16 protein-coding genes are annotated in these 20,956 nt (G+C 43.9%); 10 read left to right on the forward strand and 6 right to left on the reverse strand.

Going from position 1 to position 20,956, the window contains the following annotated elements:
* The first annotated feature begins 148 nt into the window (after positions 1-148).
* A complete protein-coding gene (locus tag C1X04_RS12740) occupies positions 149-1,498 on the forward strand; it encodes a sigma-54-dependent Fis family transcriptional regulator (protein ID WP_137170144.1) in 1,350 nt (449 codons plus the stop codon).
* Between the two features lie 84 nt (positions 1,499-1,582).
* Here C1X04_RS12740 and C1X04_RS12745 read toward each other — a convergent pair whose 3' ends face one another.
* Positions 1,583-1,891 (reverse strand): hypothetical protein, encoded by a 309-nt coding sequence (locus tag C1X04_RS12745; protein WP_137170145.1) that lies wholly within the window; start codon positions 1,889-1,891, stop codon positions 1,583-1,585.
* A 418-nt stretch (positions 1,892-2,309) separates the two neighbouring features.
* Here C1X04_RS12745 and aguA point away from each other — a divergent pair, with 418 nt between their 5' ends.
* The 4 genes from aguA to C1X04_RS12765 all read left to right on the forward strand — a co-directional run bounded on the left by aguA (position 2,310) and on the right by C1X04_RS12765 (position 7,345).
* Positions 2,310-3,422 carry an agmatine deiminase gene (gene aguA / locus C1X04_RS12750; RefSeq protein WP_137170146.1) on the forward strand — a complete coding sequence of 371 codons (1,113 nt, stop codon included), beginning with the start codon at positions 2,310-2,312 and terminating at the stop codon, positions 3,420-3,422.
* A 288-nt stretch (positions 3,423-3,710) separates the two neighbouring features.
* The gene (gene rsgA, locus C1X04_RS12755) at positions 3,711-4,688 is read left to right on the forward strand and encodes a GTPase RsgA (protein WP_137170147.1); all 978 of its coding nucleotides are present in this window, start codon (positions 3,711-3,713) and stop codon (positions 4,686-4,688) included.
* A gap of 187 nt (positions 4,689-4,875) precedes the next feature.
* Positions 4,876-5,415 (forward strand): menaquinone-dependent protoporphyrinogen IX dehydrogenase, encoded by a 540-nt coding sequence (gene hemG, locus C1X04_RS12760; protein ID WP_137170148.1) that lies wholly within the window; start codon positions 4,876-4,878, stop codon positions 5,413-5,415.
* 61 nt (positions 5,416-5,476) lie between these two features.
* Positions 5,477-7,345 carry a cation:proton antiporter gene (locus C1X04_RS12765; RefSeq protein ID WP_137170149.1) on the forward strand — a complete coding sequence of 623 codons (1,869 nt, stop codon included), beginning with the start codon at positions 5,477-5,479 and terminating at the stop codon, positions 7,343-7,345.
* Here C1X04_RS12765 and C1X04_RS12770 read toward each other — a convergent pair.
* Positions 7,342-7,665 (reverse strand): Fis family transcriptional regulator, encoded by a 324-nt coding sequence (locus C1X04_RS12770; RefSeq protein WP_254682263.1) that lies wholly within the window; start codon positions 7,663-7,665, stop codon positions 7,342-7,344. The two genes, C1X04_RS12765 and C1X04_RS12770, sit on opposite strands and share 4 nt — an antisense overlap.
* 297 nt (positions 7,666-7,962) lie before the next feature.
* Here C1X04_RS12770 and argC point away from each other — a divergent pair, with 297 nt between their 5' ends.
* Positions 7,963-8,901: an N-acetyl-gamma-glutamyl-phosphate reductase gene (gene argC, locus C1X04_RS12775; protein ID WP_137170151.1), complete on the forward strand. Its 939-nt coding sequence runs from the start codon at positions 7,963-7,965 to the stop codon at positions 8,899-8,901.
* Between the two features lie 20 nt (positions 8,902-8,921).
* Here argC and C1X04_RS12780 read toward each other — a convergent pair whose 3' ends face one another.
* Entirely contained in the window at positions 8,922-9,746 is an 825-nt protein-coding gene (locus C1X04_RS12780) for a TauD/TfdA family dioxygenase (RefSeq protein WP_137170152.1), read from the reverse strand.
* A 141-nt stretch (positions 9,747-9,887) separates the two neighbouring features.
* Between C1X04_RS12780 and C1X04_RS12785 the strand changes: the two genes are divergently transcribed.
* Positions 9,888-11,501, forward strand: a complete 1,614-nt coding sequence (locus tag C1X04_RS12785; RefSeq protein ID WP_110573881.1) for an NAD(P)/FAD-dependent oxidoreductase — start codon at positions 9,888-9,890, stop codon at positions 11,499-11,501.
* 61 nt (positions 11,502-11,562) lie between these two features.
* Here C1X04_RS12785 and C1X04_RS12790 read toward each other — a convergent pair whose 3' ends face one another.
* The 3 genes from C1X04_RS12790 to C1X04_RS12800 form a co-directional block, all read right to left on the reverse strand.
* Positions 11,563-12,243 carry a hypothetical protein gene (locus C1X04_RS12790; protein WP_137170153.1) on the reverse strand — a complete coding sequence of 227 codons (681 nt, stop codon included), beginning with the start codon at positions 12,241-12,243 and terminating at the stop codon, positions 11,563-11,565.
* A 90-nt stretch (positions 12,244-12,333) separates the two neighbouring features.
* The gene (locus tag C1X04_RS12795; protein WP_137170154.1) at positions 12,334-13,011 is read right to left on the reverse strand and encodes an SPOR domain-containing protein; all 678 of its coding nucleotides are present in this window, start codon (positions 13,009-13,011) and stop codon (positions 12,334-12,336) included.
* 69 nt (positions 13,012-13,080) lie between these two features.
* Positions 13,081-13,455 (reverse strand): YqaA family protein, encoded by a 375-nt coding sequence (locus C1X04_RS12800; RefSeq protein WP_254682264.1) that lies wholly within the window; start codon positions 13,453-13,455, stop codon positions 13,081-13,083.
* Between the two features lie 284 nt (positions 13,456-13,739).
* Between C1X04_RS12800 and C1X04_RS12805 the strand changes: the two genes are divergently transcribed.
* The 3 genes from C1X04_RS12805 (at position 13,740) to glgB (ending at position 20,926) form a co-directional block, all read left to right on the forward strand.
* The gene (locus C1X04_RS12805; protein ID WP_137170156.1) at positions 13,740-15,356 is read left to right on the forward strand and encodes a methyl-accepting chemotaxis protein; all 1,617 of its coding nucleotides are present in this window, start codon (positions 13,740-13,742) and stop codon (positions 15,354-15,356) included.
* 222 nt (positions 15,357-15,578) lie between these two features.
* On the forward strand, positions 15,579-18,704 hold the full coding sequence (locus C1X04_RS12810) for a glycoside hydrolase family 15 protein (RefSeq protein WP_110573891.1): 3,126 nt from the start codon (positions 15,579-15,581) through the stop codon (positions 18,702-18,704).
* 26 nt (positions 18,705-18,730) lie between these two features.
* Positions 18,731-20,926 (forward strand): 1,4-alpha-glucan branching protein GlgB, encoded by a 2,196-nt coding sequence (gene glgB / locus C1X04_RS12815; RefSeq protein ID WP_137170157.1) that lies wholly within the window; start codon positions 18,731-18,733, stop codon positions 20,924-20,926.
* Positions 20,927-20,956: the final 30 nt, after the last annotated feature.

Here is a 20,956-nt window from a genome sequence, read left to right on the forward strand (position 1 = left end):
CCTTTCAAAAAAGGGTGAGCTTTGTGCAAATACCGCTGATTAATTCCGTGTTTCATGAAAAGTCATGGGCTGCCCTCTTTGATCACCAGTAGCCCTATGATTTTATGAGCATACAAATTTGCACTCTATTCATTCAGGGAAAACGATAATGTCTTTACCAAAGCTTTTTTTGCATGTTCAAGATCCATTATTGGCTTCAGACCTGCTAGCGCTAAAAGGCGTTCAACAATATGAATTGAACGTCAGCTATCAAGAAGAATGCTGGCTGCAACAACTTGCCATTAGCCAATGTGATGTCGCCATTATTGAAGTGAGCTCTGCTGATAGCGACTCACTACAAGGGCTAGTTGATCATCCACTGCTTTCTCAAACCGAGTTTCTTTTTTTCAGTAAAGGTGAACCTGCACCTATGCTGGATCAGCTTATTCAAAAAGGCGCTGGTTTTCACTACCGAGCGCCATTCAATGTTAAGTCCGTTGAATCTTCACTTAACGAAGTATTCAACGAGCTAAGTGTGCCGCAGCAATACGATAACCCCCAAGCCAGCTATCTAGATCAATTTGGCCTATTGGTCGGGTCTTCATCTGCTATGCACTCTCTTTACCGCACCATTCGTAAAGTCGCTAACACAAACACCAACGCATTTATTATTGGTGAAAGCGGCACAGGTAAAGAACTTATTGCTAATACTCTGCATGTAGTAAGTCACCGTGCAGACGGTCCATTTGTTGCGATAAACTGCGGCGCACTAAGTCCAGAACTGATTGATAGCGAACTGTTTGGTCACGTTAAAGGGGCTTTCACAGGCGCTCATAAAGATCACCAAGGTGTATTTGAACAAGCTGAAGGTGGCACATTGTTTTTGGATGAAGTCACTGAAATGCCTTTTGAGTATCAAGTAAAACTGCTACGAGTCCTTGAAAGTGGTGAATACAAACCGGTTGGCGCTCAACAAGTCAAAAAAACCAATGTTCGAATTGTCGCCGCAACCAATCGCATATTGAGCGATGCCATCCGTGATGATGTCTTCCGTGAAGATCTGTATTTTCGCCTTGCGCAATTCCCTATTATGTCGCCACCATTAAGAGACAGAGAAGGTGACGCCTGCGGTCTGGCACAACACTTTTTGGCTTACCGAAACGCTCAAGATGGTCAACAAAAGCAACTTTCCGCCTCCAGTCTCGAAAAAATCAGCCAATATTCTTGGCCAGGTAATGTCCGCGAATTAAAACACGCTATCGAGCGCGCTTATATTTTGGCAGATCAAACCATTCTCCCAGAACACCTAATTACAAATGCGCTTAATGACCAAGCTGAAAACAGTAAAACATCCGGCATTCCTATTGGAATGCGCCTTGATGACATCGAAAAAATTGCCATCTTAAAAACGCTCAAAAATAACGATGGCAACCGAACTGATACAGCCAATCAACTTGGTATTAGCATCAAAACGCTCTATAACAAGCTAGATAAATACGAATACGTTCAAGAATTGTAAGTATCTGACGCTTATTAACCTAAAGCCTTTCACTATCATTAAGCCACCAATAAGACATCTCTGACTTATTGGTGGCTGGCAGGATTAGCAATTTGTATTCGCTGCGTCTACGCCTTCTTTCACGTCTTCACAGGTATCTTCAATCGCATTACCCGTGTCTGTCATAGTGTCTTCCATTGCATTGCCTGTATCTGTCATAGTGTCTTCCACTGCATTACCAGCATTGTCTAAGGCTTCACTTGCGTTATCCATAGTTTGCTCGACTGCATCACCTGCACTAGACATTGCATCTTCTACTTTATTGTTGTCTTCTGAATCTTGACCGCAAGCTGCTAGTGTTGCTGCTGTTACAAGAACCAATGCTGTGTTTAGTAAAGTACGTTTAATCGCCATAACAATAACCTCCATTTAACTTCTAAGATATTGAGTACGTTCAGCAAAATTGCCTGACGACTCACTAATTAACTCAATCAGCTCAGCTCACTATGTTCGGGCTTTGCTGTTGATTCCCTTAGACTATTGCGAAGGCCGTGCCAGTTTTTCAAAAAAATCATAACTAATTGATAAATAAGAAAATAATAAATTTAACCAGCAAAACCAAGAGGCTTTTATAGCGACCTAACTAGTATTTTTTACAAAATCTCTCGGTAAGCCTTTCCGTCGAGCAATTGTAAAGACGGAAGAAATGTGGCCCTCACAGCCTAATCTCAGCAAAATAGACAAAAATCCACTTGAATGTTTGCGTCTCTACCATAGAATTGGCGAAAACCTTTATCCTAAAAAAGGTATCAAGTTTAACGAAGGATTCCCTATGAGCCAGTCGCTTTCTACCACCCCAAAACTAGATGGGTTTCGTATGCCTGCGGAACACGAGCCACAAGAGCAAGTCTGGATGGCGTGGCCAACCCGTGAGGACAATTGGCGAGATAGCGGCAAACCTGCTCAGGCTGAATTTGTTGCGGTGGCCAACGCCATTGCTCAAGCAACCGATGTGACTTTTATTGTTGACGCCAAGCATTTTGATGAGGCTCGCACTGCATTACCAAGCCACATCCGCGTCATTGAAATTCCATCAGATGATTGCTGGATGCGTGATATAGGCGCAACTTACCTTGTTAATGACAAGGGTGAACGTCGCGCCAATAGCTGGGAGTTTAATGCATGGGGTGGCGAACTCGATGGTTTATACGACTCTTGGCAGCAAGATAACGCTGTCGCAGAGAAAATGGCGGCCATTACGGAAGACGACGTCTACTGTGTTCCTCTTATATTAGAAGGCGGCTCGATCCATGTGGACGGTGAAGGCACGCTTTATACCACTGAAGAATGTTTGCTACACCCGAGCCGCAACCCAAATTTAAGCAAAGACGACATTGAAGGCTTACTAAAGACTTATTTGAATGTTGAAAAAATCATCTGGCTTAAAGACGGCCTTTATAACGATGAAACCAATGGTCACGTTGATAACATCATGCATGTCATCCGCCCTGGTGTTGTTGCGCTAACCGATTGTGATGACCCAAGCGACCCACAGTATGCAATCAGCAAAGCGGCACTGAACGTGCTTAGCCAAAGTCATGATGCAAAAGGTCGCGCTTTAGAGATTATTAAACTTCCACTACCAGGGCCGCTTTTCGTTTCAGAAGATGAAGCCAAAAACCTAGTAGAGAGTGATTCAATGAACCGTCAGGCAGGAGAACGTCTGGCTGCGTCTTATGCCAACTTTTTAATAACCAATAATCATATTGTCTTTCCGACCTTTGGCGTTAGTACAGACAAACAGGCACAACAAATTCTGCAATCAGCGTTTCCTGATTATCAGATCGTCGGCGTTTACGCGCGCAATATATTATTAGGTGGTGGAAACATTCATTGCATCACTCAACAAGTGCCGAAGAAATGCGTGGTTAAAGCGAATCCATAGCCTTTAATAGTGTTTAATTGATTATCCCGTTGCGACATTTTTTTGCTTGGGTAGCAATATTATAGAGGCTTGAATACGCCTTTTTTATAAGGGTAATATTTCTGTTTGTAGCTTACTCCCACTGTGCTAATCTCGCAGAGGTAACACCTTTTATATATGCAATGTAATGCATTGGTGTTTTGTGTAATTTTTGGCTAGAACATCAACATAATAGTTAATGTTTGGTTGTACTAATTGAAGCGCATTGCTTCTAATTTACGATGGCGTATTTCGCTTGGGGTAATATCAATGGATTCCACGTTTACTTTATTGGATCTAGGCTGGCAAGCTTACTTCCAACAACAGTTATCATTGGATGATTTAGAATCTAACCGTATTGCACGTATCTGCGCTAAAACAGGCAGTCACTACGAGCTTGTTACTGAGTCTGGTTTTTTTACTTTAGAAGACCATTCGGATATGCCAAATATGGCAGTTGGTGACTGGATTGTTGCCGATACAGATAACAACTTCTTACGTCTTTTAGAATCGAGCTCTACATTTGAAAATATCGCTTCAAATATAGACACTGTATTTTTAATTTGCGCATTAAACCAAGATTTCAATCTCGCTTTAATCAAACGCTATCTAGAACTGACTCATGATGCACAAGCTGACGCTGTTGTTATCCTGACGAAAGCAGATACCTGTGATGACGTAATGGAAAAACGCGCACAAGTAGAAAAGCTGGACCCTTTACTCATCGTAGAAACAGTTAACGCCTTAGATTCGGAAAGCTTAACTTGCTTATCGCCGTTCCTTAAAAAAGGAAAAACCATCGCTCTATTGGGCGCGGTCGGCTCAGGTAAGTCAGCACTAATCAATACCCTGATGAAAACCAGCGATAGCACGAAGTCACCAGTAAACATTGGCACTTCCGGCTCATTGAAAATCATGCCTTCTGGCGCTATTTTGCTAGATACTGACAGTATGCGTGAGTTACAACTGAGCGAATTTGATGGCACGACCATTGCCAACTTTGCCGATATAATTGCCCTAGAAAAGCACTGTCGCTTCAGTGACTGCCGCCACGAAGGTGAGCCAGGCTGCGCCATAAAAGCGGCTGTAAAAGCAAACCAGATTGACGAACAACGCGTCGCTGACTTCTTGTTACTTCGCAATGAAGACGGCGATGACGATCAAGTGACTAAATCCAAGCCACAAGAAAAGTTCTATCGCAGTGCGCAATCTGATATCCGCGCGAGAAAGCACAGCTCTGCCGAGTAACATCTAGTACAGAGTCATACAGATAAACAGAAAGCGGGCTGTATTTAACAGCTCGCTTTTTATGTTTTCTACAATTTAAAAGCCTCCAGCCATGTCACTACCCTTTACAGCAAGCCGCTGAGTGTTTATAACAAGGCCTCAATTCATTTTTACCCCACTCTAACTGAGGCAGTTTTTCTGAATCTTCATGTCTAATACTCTATTGATTTACTCCACTACAGACGGCCACACCACTAAGATCAGCAAAAAAATACAAGCCATCATCGAGAGCCAAGATCATTCGGTCACGCTTTTACCTGTCGACGAAGTAACAACTGACACCCTAGCAAGCCATGACAAAATCGTAATCGGTGCCAGTATTCGCTATGGTAAACACCAAAAAAGCGTTGCGGATTTTATTGAGCAAAATAAAGCACTGCTTGAAAGTAAACTGAGTGCTTTTTTCACCGTCAATCTGGTGGCTCGTAAACCAGAGAAATGCCAGCCCGCGACTAACCCGTATATTATTAAATTCTTAGCACAATTAAATTGGAAGCCCACTGTTCAAGGCGTATTTGCAGGTAAACTGAACTATCAAAAATACAGTTTCATAGATCGCAATATGATTCGCTTTATTATGTGGATGACTAAAGGACCCACTGACCCTTCTACCAATATGGAATTTACTAATTGGAATAGCGTTGAGCAATTCGCTCAAGCGGTGTGCGATATGCAGCCAACCGAATAGCGCTAACACCTGATAGAGATAAGAGCATCCTCTTATTGAAAGCATAATAAGGAAACGATGAATGACTGATGCCTTACTGTTAACCTTTATTTTTCTGGTTGCGGGAGTCATTTCTGTCCCGATTGCATCGCGGCTTGGCTTAGGTTCTGTTTTAGGCTATTTATTAGCTGGTATTATCATCAGCCCGCTGTTGACGCTGCTCCAAGTGGATATCGTTTCCATTCAGCATTTTGCCGAACTAGGCGTCGTCTTAATGTTGTTCATTGTTGGTCTTGAGTTGAATCCCAAAAAATTATGGGAGTTAAAATCTAAATTACTCGGTTTAGGGGGCGGACAAGTTGCGCTAACCGCCCTTTTAATTACGAGTATAGGAATGTTTTTAGACCATGAATGGCGTACCAGTTTAGCTATTGGTTTGGTTCTCGCTCTTTCTTCTACCGCCATTGTGATCCAAACCTTGACCGAAAAAGGCTTGATGAAGTCAGATGGAGGTCAATCTTCGTTTGCGGTTTTACTCGCTCAAGATATCGTCGTTATTCCCATATTGGCTTTTATTCCCCTACTCGCGACACCAGAGTTAATCGCTTCTTTAAGCGATGCGGCAGCCGCATCTCAAGGTGATAGTCACTCTGTCTCTTTGGTAGATGACTTAGAAGCATGGCAAACGGCTCTCGTCACTATAGGCGCTATTGGGATTGTGGTTTTAGGCGGTAGTTTCTTAGCCACACCTATTTTCCGTTTTATTTCAGTGGCCCAATTAAGAGAGCTGTTTACCGCAACCGCATTAATGTTTGTGATAGGCACGACTTTACTCATGTCTTTGGTTGGTTTGTCTCCAGCCCTTGGCACCTTTTTAGCGGGAGTGGTGTTGGCGAACTCACCCTATCGCCATGAGTTAGAAAGTGATATCGCGCCATTTAAAGGCTTGTTGCTCGGGCTCTTCTTCATGACCGTCGGCGCGGGCATTAATTTTTCTCTATTGTTTAGTGATTTCGCCTCTATTCTTGGTCTAACCATGGGGCTCATTTTCTTAAAAGCGACCACGCTGTTTATCTTAGGGCGCCTGTTTCACATTCGTGGCTCGAACAAATGGCTGTTTGCCCTCGGCCTCGCTCAAGCAGGTGAATTTGGTTTTGTATTGCTGTCTTTTACTGTCAGCAATGCCGTGATTTCGCAAGAAGTGGCCGATGTGTTGCTACTAGTCGTGGCTCTTTCGATGCTGCTTACCCCCATATTATTCATTATTTATGATCGCATCATCGCGCCACGTTATGCCTCAGACCAAACAGCGGGCACCCATGACGAAGAAATGCCTGATGATAATAAAATCATCATTGCCGGTTCTGGGCGAATGGGCAGCACAATAGACAATCTGCTGAGATTAGCGGGTTACCACTCTACCGTGATTGACTTCAGCGTTAAGCGACTAAGAGCCCTAGAAAAATTTGGCGTGAAAAACTATTTTGGCGATGCCACTAGACCCGACTTGCTGCATGCCGCCGGTATAGATGAAGCATCCTTGTTAATCATTGCTATTGATGATCCTGAGCAAATCACCAAACTCGTCAAATACGTACGAGAAAGTCATCCAGACGTACACATCATAGCGAGGGCTTTCGACAACAATCACGTTTACGATTTATGGGCATCAGGTTGTCGGGACATTATTCGTGAAAACTTTGACAGTAGCTTACGGATGGGGCGATCGGCCTTTGAGGCGCTGGGCATTGCTCATCACAAAGCAGAGCAAATGATCGATGTCTTTAGCCAGCATGACAAAGTGTCTATGGTAGAAGTCGCCGATGCCCATCAAATCGGCGTCCCCTCCCATGAAAACAAAGTCTTTATTGATCGACTAAAAAAATATTTAGAAGAAAAGAATCCACAACTTAAAAAAGCCATGGAAGACATTCAAAAACAAGCCGATTAATGCAATAACTCTCTCGATTGCAGCTTGGCAAGTCGTTCATTCCATTTTCCACCATGGGAGCGCTCGCAGGCTTCTTCTGTGTCAAAGCTAAGCTGCTGACGTAATTTGTGATGACTGATATCCACCGCGCTTAGCTCACGCTTAATAAGTTGGTAAAAATAGTCATCCTGCTTAGCGTCAATGGCTTTAGACAAGGCCTCATCGGTTTCGAAAACACAAACGATCTTTAGCGAATTAGGAAATGCATTGTAATTAACTAAGTGCGTTAACCAAACAAATCCCTCCACGTTACCAAGCGCCGTTTCGCATACATTGGTCAAGGCGCCTCTTAATGCGTTATCGATTTTTTTGTCAGACTTCTTCATAAAAATACAGGGTAAAATGGGTAAGGTGAAAGTGTAACCTGTCGTGAGAGCATGACCAAGACAGTCAGTACAATAGTGCCAAAACAAACTTTTTAAAGATTAAGCGTTTTTATCAACTATTCAGTCGCACCCTGATGCATTACACTATTTATAACCATAGAATTCTTCTTAATTATTCGATAGAAAAGCAGATCATGCGTATAAACGGCCTGCTTTTACTTTGAGACAAGACACCCAGTAAGGAATTACGCTGTGAAAAAAGTATTTATTGATGGCGAAACAGGTACTACCGGCCTTCAAGTAAAAGACCGCCTTGTAAAGCACCCGCACATTGAAATCATCAGTATCGATCCGGATAAAAAACGCGACGTAGAAGAAAAGCGCCGCCTGATGAAAGAAGCCGATGTAACGGTACTTTGTCTGCCTGATGACGCAGCAAAAGACAGCGTTGTGTTAGCAAAAGAAGAAGGTTGTCGTATTCTGGACGCCAGCTCTGTTCACCGTGTTGCTGAAGGTTGGGTATACGGGTTGCCAGAACTGGACGTCACGCAACGCGAGAAAATCAAAGGCGCGCAATTTGTCTCTAACCCTGGTTGTTACCCAACAGGTGCGATCTTGCTATTGAAACCATTGATTGAAGCTGGGTTGTTATCTGCATCTTATGATTACTCAATCAACGCTGTATCTGGTTACAGTGGTGGCGGTAACGCGCTAATTGACCGCTTTGAAAGCGGTAACGAGGTGCCGGTTTTTGGTGCCTACGGTTTGAGTTTCAATCACAAGCATTTAGCCGAAATGAAAAAATGGTCTGGATTGGATAATGCACCGATTTTCGTACCAAGCGTGGGCAACTTCCGCCAAGGCATGCTGACCTTTTTGCCTATCCATCTGAAAGACGGTGTCACCATGGCGCAACTACAAGCGAAACTGGCAGAAGTATACGCCGGTGATCGCTTTGTGACGGTTAATGAGCTGAATGCTATTGCTGATAGCGCAGCGCCATTTTTGACTCCTCATGGACTTGAAGATACCAACCAAATCGAATTGTCTGTATTAAGTGAGCCAAGCAATACATCCGGCATACTGGTTGCCAAACTGGATAACCTTGGCAAAGGCGCCTCTGGTGCAGCCGTACAAAACCTAAACATCATGTTAGGTTTTGACGAAGACATCGCTGTTAACCTTCGCTAAACAATTCAGGGTCTTCTTGATCAATCAGGAAGACCCTGCACCGTTACCCGATGCAACCTTCGGGGTTGATCTCCATAATCCGTCACCGCAAAATGCTGCGTCACTCGATTATCCCAAATGGCAACGGTACCTGCTTGCCATTTAAGTCGAACATGAAACCTATCTTGTCGGGCAATCGCAAAAAGCCGATCTAATAACGCTTGGCTCTGCGCGTCTTCCCATTCTTGCACCGAACGCGTGAATTGTTCATTGATAAACAACACCTCATCCCCAGTTTCGGGGTGACGCGTCACCATCGGTCGCACAATCGGCGGATAAGCCTGAGACTTTTGTGCTACACGGCTTTGCCCATTTGCATCTACCGCATCGTAGCGGCTGCCTTCAAACGCATGTAATGCATGTATGGTGTTTAGTGTACGTAAGTGGTTTTGCTCTTCGTTCGATAAGTCTGCAAATACCGCAGCCATGTCACACCAAAGCGTGTCACCCCCAACGGGCGGAACGTACTGTGCGTGTAAAATAGAACATTTAGGCGGTATGGCTTGCCATGTCATATCGGTGTGCCAAAAGCTCTCCCCAGGCGGATTACCGGGACTGGTTTCAATGATGACAACTTGATCATGTTGCGCTAAATGTGGAAAAAATGGATGGGCAGGCTCAAGCTCACCAAAGCGCTTTCCTAACGCTAAGTGCTGCTCTGGGGACAAGCTTTGGTCGCGAAAAAACAAGACTCTGTACTGTAAAAAAGCCTTATAAAGCACTTTAAACACCTCAGCGTTTAGTGTCGCTAAACTTACGTCATCAACAAATGCACCTAATGCAGCCCCACAGGGACGAATCACCATAAACCCACCTTCTTTGCCTCGCTTGCAGCTATTGTCGAAAATCCCTTAACCTAATCGCTCATTTTTATCAGCTTTTTAAACGAAAATATCGTATTATCCACGCTATTAGCCATTGACCCAGCATTCTAATTATTGATTCCTATGATACGACTTTCCAATATCCAACTTCCTCTTGATCACGATGCCAGCGCATTAGAAAACGCTATTTTAGCTATGCTTGAAATAACAGCCGACAAGCTAGTTAGCTTTAATGTCTTTCGACGTGGTTACGATGCACGTAAAAAAACCAACATCATGTTGATCTACACTCTAGATGTTGAAACAACGTGTAACGACGCTTTGCTCAGCCAATTCGCTGAACACCAGCAAGTAAAAGTCACTCCAGATCTAGAATACCATCCAGTGGCACAAGCACCAGCGACTTTAACTGAACGCCCGATTATTATCGGCTTTGGCCCTTGTGGCTTGCTAGCGGCTTTGGTTTTGGCACAAATGGGATACAAGCCAATCGTACTAGAGCGCGGCAAAGAAGTGCGCGAACGCACCAAAGACACTTTTGGTTTTTGGCGTAAGAAAATTCTAAACACCGAATCTAACGTACAGTTTGGTGAAGGTGGTGCGGGGACTTTCTCTGACGGTAAACTTTATAGCCAAGTAAAAGATCCAAAACAATACAGCCGCAAAGTCCTTAATGAATTTGTTGCGGCGGGTGCGCCAGACGAAATCCTCTACGTCAGTAAGCCTCACATTGGTACTTTCAAACTGGTGGCCATGGTCGAAAAAATGCGTGCACAGATTATTGAGCTTGGCGGTGAAATTCGTTTTAGCTGCCGTGTAGATGATCTGCATATTGAAGATGGTCAGATTACTGGTGTGACACTTGCTGATGGTGAGCAACTGCACTCTAAACACATTGCCATCGCTATTGGCCACAGTGCTCGCGACACATTCGAAATGCTTCACAACAAAGGCGTATACATCGAAGCCAAACCTTTCTCTGTTGGCTTTCGTATTGAACATGAGCAATCCGCCATCGATAAAGCACGCTTTGGCCCAAATGCTGGCAATGAGATTCTTGGTGCAGCAGATTACAAACTGGTTCACCACTGTAAAAATGGCCGTTCTGTTTACAGTTTTTGCATGTGCCCTGGCGGCACTGTGGTTGCTGCGACGTCGGAAGAAAATCGCGTTGTGACCAACGGTATGAGCCAATATTCTCGTAACGAACGCAATGCAAACAGTGCCATTGTCGTAGGCATTGATCCTTCTGATTACCCTGGCGGCCCACTTGCAGGCATCGAATTCCAACGCAAGTTAGAAAGCTTGGCTTATGAATTGGGTGGAAGCAACTACGATGCGCCAGCACAAACCGTTGGCGCCTTTTTACGGAATGAAACACCTGAAAAATTGGGTACGGTCGAGCCGTCTTTTAAACCAGGCATTAAATTAACAAACTTAGCCGATGCCTTACCTGACTTTTGTATTGAAGCGATACGCGAAGCAATTCCAGCCTTCAATAAGAAAATTCGTGGTTTCGCATTTGACGATGCATTATTGACTGGCGTAGAAACTCGTACCTCTGCACCAATCAACATCAAACGCGATAGCGAAAGCCTAGAAAGCATTAACACCAAAGGCTTGTATCCAGCCGGTGAAGGCGCAGGCTATGCAGGCGGTATCATGTCGGCAGCGATCGACGGCATCAAAATCGCCGAAGCCATGGCATTAAGCATTAACGCAAAAGCTTCAGCGTAAAACAAAAATGGGAATGCAGATTTCTCTGCATTCCCATTACCTATTGCGATATCAATATAGGTTAAATCACATCAAAACAAATCAGCTTATCACCCTGATTGGTAACACAATTCTCACCTAAAGAATCCGCGACAGCCACTAGTCCATTTAGGGTTCCCGTAATAAAAAAGTAGTCTTTATTACCATAACCACGTTGAACGCACTGAAGTATCCCTTGCGTTACGATGTCTTTTTTCTCAGCCACGAGTGCATCTATGTCAGCTGAAAAAGTGTAGTCATTGCTACCACCTTCAAACGTCAAGCTTGCGCCAACCGCTTTAGAGGAAACAAAGACACCGTAGTTAAAATAAAAGTCGCAGGCCGAATGATTTGAGGGATGAATCTCACCGCGAATCAGTTCCACCGCAGCCAAGGGATCCAGTGATGCAACAAGATTTTCGACGCTATCCACCGTATCAGGAACGGACACTTGAAAACACACTTCTAGCTCTGTACCACGAATCGCTTGGTGAGAAATTTTCTCTCCCATGCAAGAAAATACTTGGAAATCAAAAATGGGAGAAAGAATAATCACCCCATCTTTGTTAACTATCTTCCAGCCAGCGATGGTGGCGCCCTTAGCAACGATCTGCGCAATTAACGCATCCTGCGCCTTACATACGTCATCAAAATGGCTTGTTAATGACAAGCCAGCTTGATGTTCAAAACCTTTAACTATCTGAGAATACTCTTCAAAATTCATACAGTGACAACTTTAAAATAAACGGTAAAACATGAGTTCAGAGCAGCTTCAATTCACCGCTTGTTTACCCGAACATCATTTGGCTCTCAATTAATTTACGCTAAACGTTTGTCCATTGTATTGAGTCAGCAAGCAGTCTCCGCCCTTTTCTTTTAGCATCATGCAAAAATCCGAACTAAACGACTTACTATTAAATGGCCCTACTTTGACTTGATACATCATTCGACCATTCACCTCTTTTTCATTAATTAGAGGAGTTAAACCTTGAAACGACGTAGGAGATTTTTTTTGCATAGCTTGCCAGCCAGTAATAGCGTCTTCTTTTTTAAGATAAGCGGCAACCTGAACACCGTATTCTGATTTAGACATCGCTACTGGTGCCGAAGCGACCGGAGCGGAAACAACAGGGGCAGCAGAACTTTCCATGGCAACGCTTGTCGTCATGCCGGTGTCATCTGTCTCTGAAGTGGGCGTTACTGCTGGGGCCACATTCACAGCGGCCATGCTTTGATCCGAAATGAGGTTTTCTTTAGGTGCAACCTCTTCCATGTCACCGGCATTCCCTTGTTTCAATGCCGCAAGTTCCGCTTCTAAGGCATCGATTCGATCTAATTTAGGTTGAATTGCCTGCCATTGCTCGTCATGAGCAATTACCTTATCTTGTAAGTCGTTATATGCCATGAAAGTGTTCTTTTCATCCACTGATGAGCAAGCACCAAGCGACAAGCCGGCAATAGCAACAACAAGTATTTTCTGGGATGTTTCCATAATTCTATTCTCCATGTACTTTATTTAGGCTTTCGCTTACGTTCAGCTGAATAATCCAGTTATGAATTATCAGGCAAACAGTAAGTGTTGACCCCACAAAACTAAGGCATAACGAGCTGCTTTGCCAATAAAAACCAAGGGTAAAAAATACCAAATAGGCGTTCTTAACACACCTGATACTAATGCAATCCCATCACCCACAATAGGAAGCCAAGTAAACAATAAACTAACCATGCCATAACGATTGAAAAAATGCTCGGCTTTCTGACGAGAGGCAGCACTTATTGGGAACCACTTAGCCCCTTCAAAACGAATTAAATAACGCCCGATTAACCAGTTAGTTAAGCCACCTAAGGTATTACCTAGACTGGCTACCCCCCATAATAGGAATATGGATAAAGTCGTATCATTCGCATAATAAAGTAATATCCCTTCTGATCCCATAGGCAAAATCGTTGCCGAAAAAAAGGATACGAGAAATACCGATAAGTAACTCCACACAATATTGCCAACCTAATCTCTTAATTGAAAATTACTTTCTAAATAACAAAATATTGATCCAGCTCAATTTTATTGACTAGGCAATTTGCATAAAAACATCTAGTCTGTGGAAAATGTTTTTACGTGTTTATCTATTCAATTCATTCCCTAAATGAGCAGAAACTGTATCTGAGCTCTGGTTCGGTCTACTAAAACTAATCTAAATATTTCACCTATTCGGAGCAGGCATGCTGGAACGTGTTAATGATATCAAAATTCGTTATAAGCTATGGGCAATTATTGGCTTAATGTCTATGGGAACAGCCGCTCTTATTCTTGTTTCACTCACGTCCTTGTTTAACAGTCATGTGGATGCTCGTAAAGATCGAACTCAAGATATATTAAAAATCGTCAACACCACCATACAGCCGTTTTATGAAAAACAACAATCAGGTGAACTCACAGAAAGCCAGGCTAAACAACAAGCCTTGACACTATTGTCATCCATTAGATATGGAGACCAGCAAAGCCTTTGGATAATGGATCAAGGTAGCCAATCACTTCTAAGCTCACCTACTTCCTATAACAACACAACACCGCCAACCAGTTTGCAAAATGCACTAAAAAGATCGGCATCCACCTTAGCGACTAACCGCTATCAGCCAGTCGAATTTGAGTACCAAGGCAATAACAGTGTTACACATAAAATGATCGCCACAGCGTCAACTTTTGCCCCATGGAAAATAACCATTATTGCGACCACGTCGCTGAACGCTGTTATAGATTTCTTTCTGCTTGCTTTGGTGGATTATGGCATTCTTGTGGGTGTATTAACGGTAGTGGTTGGAGGCTCTGCTCTTTACATTATTCACCTAGTCACAAGTCGCGTCACATCACTCTGTAAAACGATGACATCGGTACAACATTCTGGAGATTTGACACAACGAGTCGAGTTTACCGGCAAGGATGAAATGGGAGAAATGGCTCATGCCTTTAACAGCATGATGAGCGATTTCCAATCCATAGTTCGTAACGTTAGCCACTCCAGTGAAACCCTAGACAGTATTGTTGATCAAACCAATAAATCGACCACCAAAACCGCCCAAGGCGTTACTAAACAGCTATCGAATACAGGTCAAGCAACAGAGTTAATGCAAAGTGTGATGACCTCAGTAGAAGATACCCTTTCTATTGCAGAGCGCGCTAATACCACTACCCAAGAACTTGGCCAACATTCTAAACAAGGTCTTGGCGTAATGAACAAAGCAAACCAAGACATACAGCAGCTGTCTGTGGAAGTGGGTGAAGCGGCATTACAAATCCAAAAATTAAGAGAAGACGTGACCCATATTAGCGATCGATTGGGCATTATTAGCGAAGTGGCTGATCAAACAAATTTACTGGCTCTTAACGCTGCCATTGAAGCGGCTCGCGCCGGCGAGCAAGGCCGAGGATTTGCTGTCGTTGCAGACGAAGTACGCCAACTTGCACAACGTTCACAATTGGCCGCAACAGAAATTGGCGGCCTAATAGAGCAACTGACTCAGCAAACACTGGATACAGTGAAAGTCATGGGATCTGCTCGCAATACCGCAAACCAAGGCGCAGAGCAAACTTCTCAGGCTGGGCAGGCGTTTTCTGAAATTGCCAATGGCGTATTGTCTATTTCTAAACTCAATGGCGACATAAGCCAAGCGGCTGAGCGTCAATTTGAATCTTCGCAAACCGTGCATCAGACACTCGAAAATATCGCCATTATCTGTGAAGACACCAACCACAACTCAAAAGACATTCAAGCATCTGTTAATAACCTGCAACAATGTGCCAGTCAGCTTCGACAACTTGTTCATCAGTTCAGTACCTAAAATGAGTCACTGCCTTGAGTTGTTGCTCTGATATCGTGCATAGAAATAGGATTTCGTTAAAATCACCACTTTTTTATACGCTATGTAAAAAAGAAGTCTTTTTACTGCTTTAACTTATTGGTGAGTCCGATTAAGTTTGGGTATAGTGATTTAAACCGAATCCATTCACAACGCTTGGATTGGGTAACAGGTCTTTAACGATACGTTTTTGAAGGATCGAACATGGCGTCTGACAACCAAGATAAGCTAGATTCTCTATATCAACATATTCAAGCGGTCATCTTATCCCGCCAGCATCCTGTCACAGGGCTCTTTCCAGCAAGTACTAGCATTAATAATCACGGCAACTATACCGATGCTTGGGTGCGAGATAACGTTTACAGCATTCAGGCAGTCTGGGCTTTACATCTAGCCTATAAACGCGCCTCTAACCCACATAAACGCGCGCATGAACTTGAATTTGCCTGTGTAAAAATGATGCGTGGCTTGCTATTCGCCATGATGCGTCAATCCCACAAAGTAGAGGCGTTCAAACACAGCCTTGATCCCAAAGATGCTTTACACGCCAAGTACGATACAAAAACAGGTTTAGAAGCCGTTGCAGACGATGCCTGGGGACATTTGCAAATTGATGCCACCAGCTTTTATTTGCTGATGCTTGCCCAAATGACTAAAGCAGGCAGCAAACTTATCTTTTCACGCGATGAGTTTAATTTCATTCAAAACCTTATCTACTATATTTCCCGTACCTATCGAACCCCAGATTACGGTATTTGGGAGCGAGGAAATAAAGTAAACAACGGCAAAGCAGAAATAAACGCCAGCTCGGTAGGCATGGCAAAAGCCGCTATGGAAGCGATGGATGGATTGAATCTGTTTGGTAACGATGGTCCGGAATGGGCTGTGGTTCATTCTTTTGCCGATGCGGTTGCTCGAGCTGGCTCAGTACTCCAATCTCTATTACCAAAAGAGTCACGTTCCAAAGAAGTCGACAGCGCCATTCTCAGCATTATTGGCTTCCCCGCTTTTGCTGTAAACGATGAAAAACTCACCCGCCGCACACGTAAAGAAATCATTAATAAACTGGGTGGTGAATACGGTTGTAAACGCTTCTTGCTAGATGGGCACCAATCCGAATTGGAAGACCAAAGCCGTATTTATTATGAACACGATGAGCTGATTAATTTCGAGCATATCGAATCAGAATGGCCGCTATTCTTTACTTACCTTTATATTGACCGTTTGTTTGCCAGAGACTGGGAAAGCGCCAACTTCTACCGTCATAAGCTTGAGTCTCTCATGGTCGAAAAAGACGGCCAAATGCTGCTTCCTGAACTGTATTATGTACCACAAGAAAGTATTTTAGCGGAGAAAGAAAAACCGGGGTCACAAAAACGCTTACCCAATGACAACTTGCCCTTAGTATGGGCGCAAAGCCTGTTTCTAGTGGGTAAAATGCTTGATGAAGAGTTGATAACTACGGATGACCTAGACCCGCTTGGGCTTCATCGTATTCAATATCGCCCAAACAAAGTCACCACCTCTATGGTGATATTGGCACAAAATGACAAAGTAAAACAAAAGCTACTGAACGCGGGTTGTCTATGCCAAACACTGGAGGATATTGCCCCACTTAAAGCCATCAGTGCAGATCAGTTAGTTGAAACCTATCAACACCTTGGCGACTCTGAGGCGCTAGGTTTAACAGGTCGTCCAAATCGCGCATTAAATAGTTTGGCCACGTCTCAGGCATTTAATATCGATGGCGAAAGCTACTTATGCCTGTCTTGGATTCAGAACGAAGACAAAGACTACCGAAAAGTGGACCCAGCTCTTTTTCAAGCGCATATTCGTAACGAGCTTAAGATCATTGCCGAGCATTGGTATTACCAAGCCAATGCGGTTTTCAGCATACTCATAGACGAAGCTATGAGTGATATGCAAGGCAGCGATGAACTGTTTGAATTTATCCGTTTATTACAAAAACGAGAACATGAAGAGTTTCGTGTTATTCCGCAATCCGCTAAGAATGCGTTCAAGTCAGGCAACCGTCGATCCATTATTATTAATGCCACTAACCAGCAATCCTTATCTGCAAAATTGCCGGTTCATGGTTCGCCTTGGCCGTTATCAGACAAGCCCAAACCTTACGATGCCGCCGAAATAAAAACAGCCGAAACCAATACGCTATTGGCAAGATTGACTGACACTCCAAGTATGGCGGAGGCAATTGATTGCCTTATGGAATTGGGCGCTCGCAGGGCCTTGATGAATACCATACCTAATTCCAACCCTGCTGCTACCGCCTATAAAGTCTTAAATAGTGTTTATTTTCAAGCACTTCTTGCCGAAGACTGGCACTCAGCTCGACGCTTGTATTCTTTGGTTCTTAAACCTTCCACAGACTTGGCCACGTATATTGCGGATATTACCGTTCGACAGCGTTTACTGGTCATCGGAGAAACGCCTGAAACCGAGCTGGACATCAGTTCACCGCTGCATCAAGACGTTATTTTAGACATGCTAAAAAGCGTCTCATCGTCCCCTATTGGCTTAGTGATTTGTCATGAACTGGTGGCGATAGCTGGGACCTTGATTAAGGTTCACCCAGAGTTTTTCTCTGGTGTGCGCACAATCCGTATTCACAATTTAGCGATGCTTTGCGCGCGGCAATTTGACCCTGAAGACGACGCACCTGTTTTTGACACTTTATCAAAGGTTTCGCCAAGCGAGCTTTACGAAGCCCTCAAACAAGTGTTACAACAAAAGCACGATGAATTCGCACATGTTGCCAATACCATGCGTTATCACAATACGACCGATGCGCAGAGTAAAATGAAGGATGTGGATTGGTTCGATTGGCGCTCAGAACAAGGCATGATTACCAAGTTACCAGAATCCATGCTGTTGCAACTCTGGGAAAGTTTAAGTAATGCCAATACGATCGTCTTTGGCGATGTGCAAAGTAACACCGCGCTAGACTGTAAACGCACTCTAAGTTCAATGACTCCCGGTGAAGACACCTTCGCCCTTTTAATAGAAACACTGACGTCCGATATTCATCCGAGCTGGTATAAGAGTCTTATTTTTGAAGGGCTGTACGCCTTCATACGATTCTGCCAGCAACATAAAAATTGTAAATTTGAGCAAGAAATAAACTTACCGGTTCTTGTTTCCCAAGCCGCTCTGGATCATGCCAAGCAACACCAAGCAGAACATCCAGAGGACAGCAGGGTCGAGGCGGCTCTAGATGAGTTCGCACAAATAACACCGAACAAAGTAAACCAATATTTGCGTTGGGCAGTGAGCAAGCTTCACAGTCATCAGCACCAACACTCATCGAGTTAATACGCTCACTCTTGCTGGAGAAGTGAATGGATCTAATCAAAAACGCCCTAACAAATGATGTACTGAACACTCGATGTTCAGACCCATTTGGCTGTTTGGGACTACAAGAGACGCCTTCTAAGAAAGGTTTATCGTTAATCGTCTGGCAGCCAGAAGCCGCCTCTATACGAGTATTGGCTATCGATTCAGACAAAGAGCTTGCCAAAATGAGCGAGACCGATAATCAAGGCCTCTTTCTGGCTGAATGGCCAAAAACCACCACACGCTTTCATTATCGTCTCGAAATCACCTACAAAGATGGCAGCGTATACACCCTCGTTGATCCTTATCAATTTCCTAACACCACCTTTGTAGACCCAGAACACCATCAAGCCAGCTTATACAAAAGCCAAGGTGCTATTCGTGCTGGCGCTAAAGTGAATGACCAAATTACTATCCAAGGAACACGGTTTGCCGTTTATGCTCCTGCAGCGCGCTCAGTCTCTGTGGTGGGGGACTTTAATGCTTGGGATGGTCGAATTCATCCAATGTCGAGTAATGGCGATGGTGTGTGGCGCTTATTTATTCCTGATGTGAACCATGGCGCTCGCTACAAATTCGAAATTCGCTCCAAAAACGGTGACGTTCTTCCACATCGTAGTGACCCTTATGCACAACGCATCGAACAGTTCCCGTCGTTTGCCAGCGTCACTTGCTTTGATGATAAACACGCTTGGCAAGATCACGCTTGGGTAAACCGTAAAATTGAAGACATTTACGAAAAACCCATGAGTATCTATGAGCTGCACATTGGTTCATGGCGTCGCAGTGGTGACAATCAGCCGCTGACGTATCTTGAAATCAAAGACCAGCTGGTGCCTTATGTTAAAGAAATGGGCTACACCCATGTTGAGCTTTTACCGATTACTGAATACCCATTTGATGGTTCATGGGGCTATCAGCCCGTCGGTTTGTACGCGGTTACCTCTCGATTTGGTACACCTGAAGACTTTAAAGCCCTAGTCGATGCGCTGCACCAAGCCAATATCGGTGTGATTATGGACTGGGTTCCCGCTCATTTTCCTGCCGATAGCCACGGTTTAGCGAACTTTGATGGCTCCAAACAATACGAATACCCAGACCCTAAAAAAGGCTGGCACCCTGAATGGAACTCTTTAATTTACGATTTTGGTAAAGACCATGTCGTGAATTATCTCATCAGTAATGCCGTGTACTGGCTTGAGGAATTCCATATTGATGGCTTACGTGTCGATGCCGTTGCGTCCATGCTCTATCTCGACTATTCCCGTGAAGACGGCGAATGGATTCCAAACAAAGACGGTGGTAACCACAATTACGAAGCCATTGATTTTTTACGTCGTTTAAATGAAACCGTGTATTTAAATCATCCTCGCTGCTTTACAGTAGCTGAAGAATCCACAGCGTTTCCGGGTGTCTCTAAGCCTACTTACATGAATGGATTAGGTTTTGGCTTTAAATGGAATATGGGCTGGATGAACGACTCTCTTACCTATATAAAAAGAGACCCAATTTATCGTCAACACCATCAAGGCGAGCTCAGCTTTAGTATGGTTTATGCCTACGATGAACAGTTTGTTTTGCCTATTTCTCACGATGAAGTCGTCCATGGTAAGGGGTCGATGATTGCAAAAATGCCCGGCGATGCTTGGCAAAAATTCGCCAACTTGCGCGCTTTCTCGGCTTATATGTATTTTCACCCAGGCAAAAAGCTCAATTTTATGGGGAATGAATTCGCTCAAGGCCAAGAATGGAGCCATGAACGCTCTTTGGATTGGCACTTGTTGGATATTGATTTTCATAAAGCCCAACAATCCTTGTCGAAAGACTTGAACCACCTGTACCAAAATGAGCCAAGCCTACAGTACGATCACTCTCACCATGGTTTCGAGTGGATCAGCTACGACGACAGTGCCAACAGTATTTTAGCCTTTGCTCGTAAAGCAAAAGACAGTGAAGAGCATACTGTTGCTATCATTAACTTTACCCCGACCCCACATGGTAACTACCGTATTGGCGTTCCTAGAGCTGGTCGCTATCAAGTTATTATGGATACTGATGATACGCACTACACTGGCAGTGGTTATGCTCAAATTAAAGAGTACAACACCGAGTTTTCTGTTAGCCACGGTCGTGATCAAAGCATTGAGCTGCAAGTACCACCACTTTCTGGCGTACTGTTAAAATGGCTGGGCGAATCGTAAAAGCAACACCAAGCAACCGTAACCCAAATA

Origin of the sequence: Marinomonas sp. FW-1, from assembly GCF_005222245.1 — a bacterium.
GTDB classification, from domain to species: Bacteria; Pseudomonadota; Gammaproteobacteria; order Pseudomonadales; family Marinomonadaceae; genus Marinomonas; species Marinomonas alcarazii.

What these genes read in the sequence shown, in the direction of transcription:
- C1X04_RS12740 (WP_137170144.1), top strand. Translation starts at nt 149, where the DNA reads ATGTCTTTACCAAAGCTTTTTTTGCATGTTCAAGATCCATTATTGGCT.
- C1X04_RS12745 (WP_137170145.1), bottom strand. Translation starts at nt 1,891, where the DNA reads ATGGCGATTAAACGTACTTTACTAAACACAGCATTGGTTCTTGTAACA.
- aguA (WP_137170146.1), top strand. Translation starts at nt 2,310, where the DNA reads ATGAGCCAGTCGCTTTCTACCACCCCAAAACTAGATGGGTTTCGTATG.
- rsgA (WP_137170147.1), top strand. Translation starts at nt 3,711, where the DNA reads ATGGATTCCACGTTTACTTTATTGGATCTAGGCTGGCAAGCTTACTTC.
- hemG (WP_137170148.1), top strand. Translation starts at nt 4,876, where the DNA reads ATGTCTAATACTCTATTGATTTACTCCACTACAGACGGCCACACCACT.
- C1X04_RS12765 (WP_137170149.1), top strand. Translation starts at nt 5,477, where the DNA reads ATGACTGATGCCTTACTGTTAACCTTTATTTTTCTGGTTGCGGGAGTC.
- C1X04_RS12780 (WP_137170152.1), bottom strand. Translation starts at nt 9,746, where the DNA reads ATGGTGATTCGTCCCTGTGGGGCTGCATTAGGTGCATTTGTTGATGAC.
- C1X04_RS12785 (WP_110573881.1), top strand. Translation starts at nt 9,888, where the DNA reads ATGATACGACTTTCCAATATCCAACTTCCTCTTGATCACGATGCCAGC.
- C1X04_RS12790 (WP_137170153.1), bottom strand. Translation starts at nt 12,243, where the DNA reads ATGAATTTTGAAGAGTATTCTCAGATAGTTAAAGGTTTTGAACATCAA.
- C1X04_RS12795 (WP_137170154.1), bottom strand. Translation starts at nt 13,011, where the DNA reads ATGGAAACATCCCAGAAAATACTTGTTGTTGCTATTGCCGGCTTGTCG.
- C1X04_RS12800 (WP_254682264.1), bottom strand. Translation starts at nt 13,455, where the DNA reads ATGGGATCAGAAGGGATATTACTTTATTATGCGAATGATACGACTTTA.
- C1X04_RS12805 (WP_137170156.1), top strand. Translation starts at nt 13,740, where the DNA reads ATGCTGGAACGTGTTAATGATATCAAAATTCGTTATAAGCTATGGGCA.
- C1X04_RS12810 (WP_110573891.1), top strand. Translation starts at nt 15,579, where the DNA reads ATGGCGTCTGACAACCAAGATAAGCTAGATTCTCTATATCAACATATT.
- glgB (WP_137170157.1), top strand. Translation starts at nt 18,731, where the DNA reads ATGGATCTAATCAAAAACGCCCTAACAAATGATGTACTGAACACTCGA.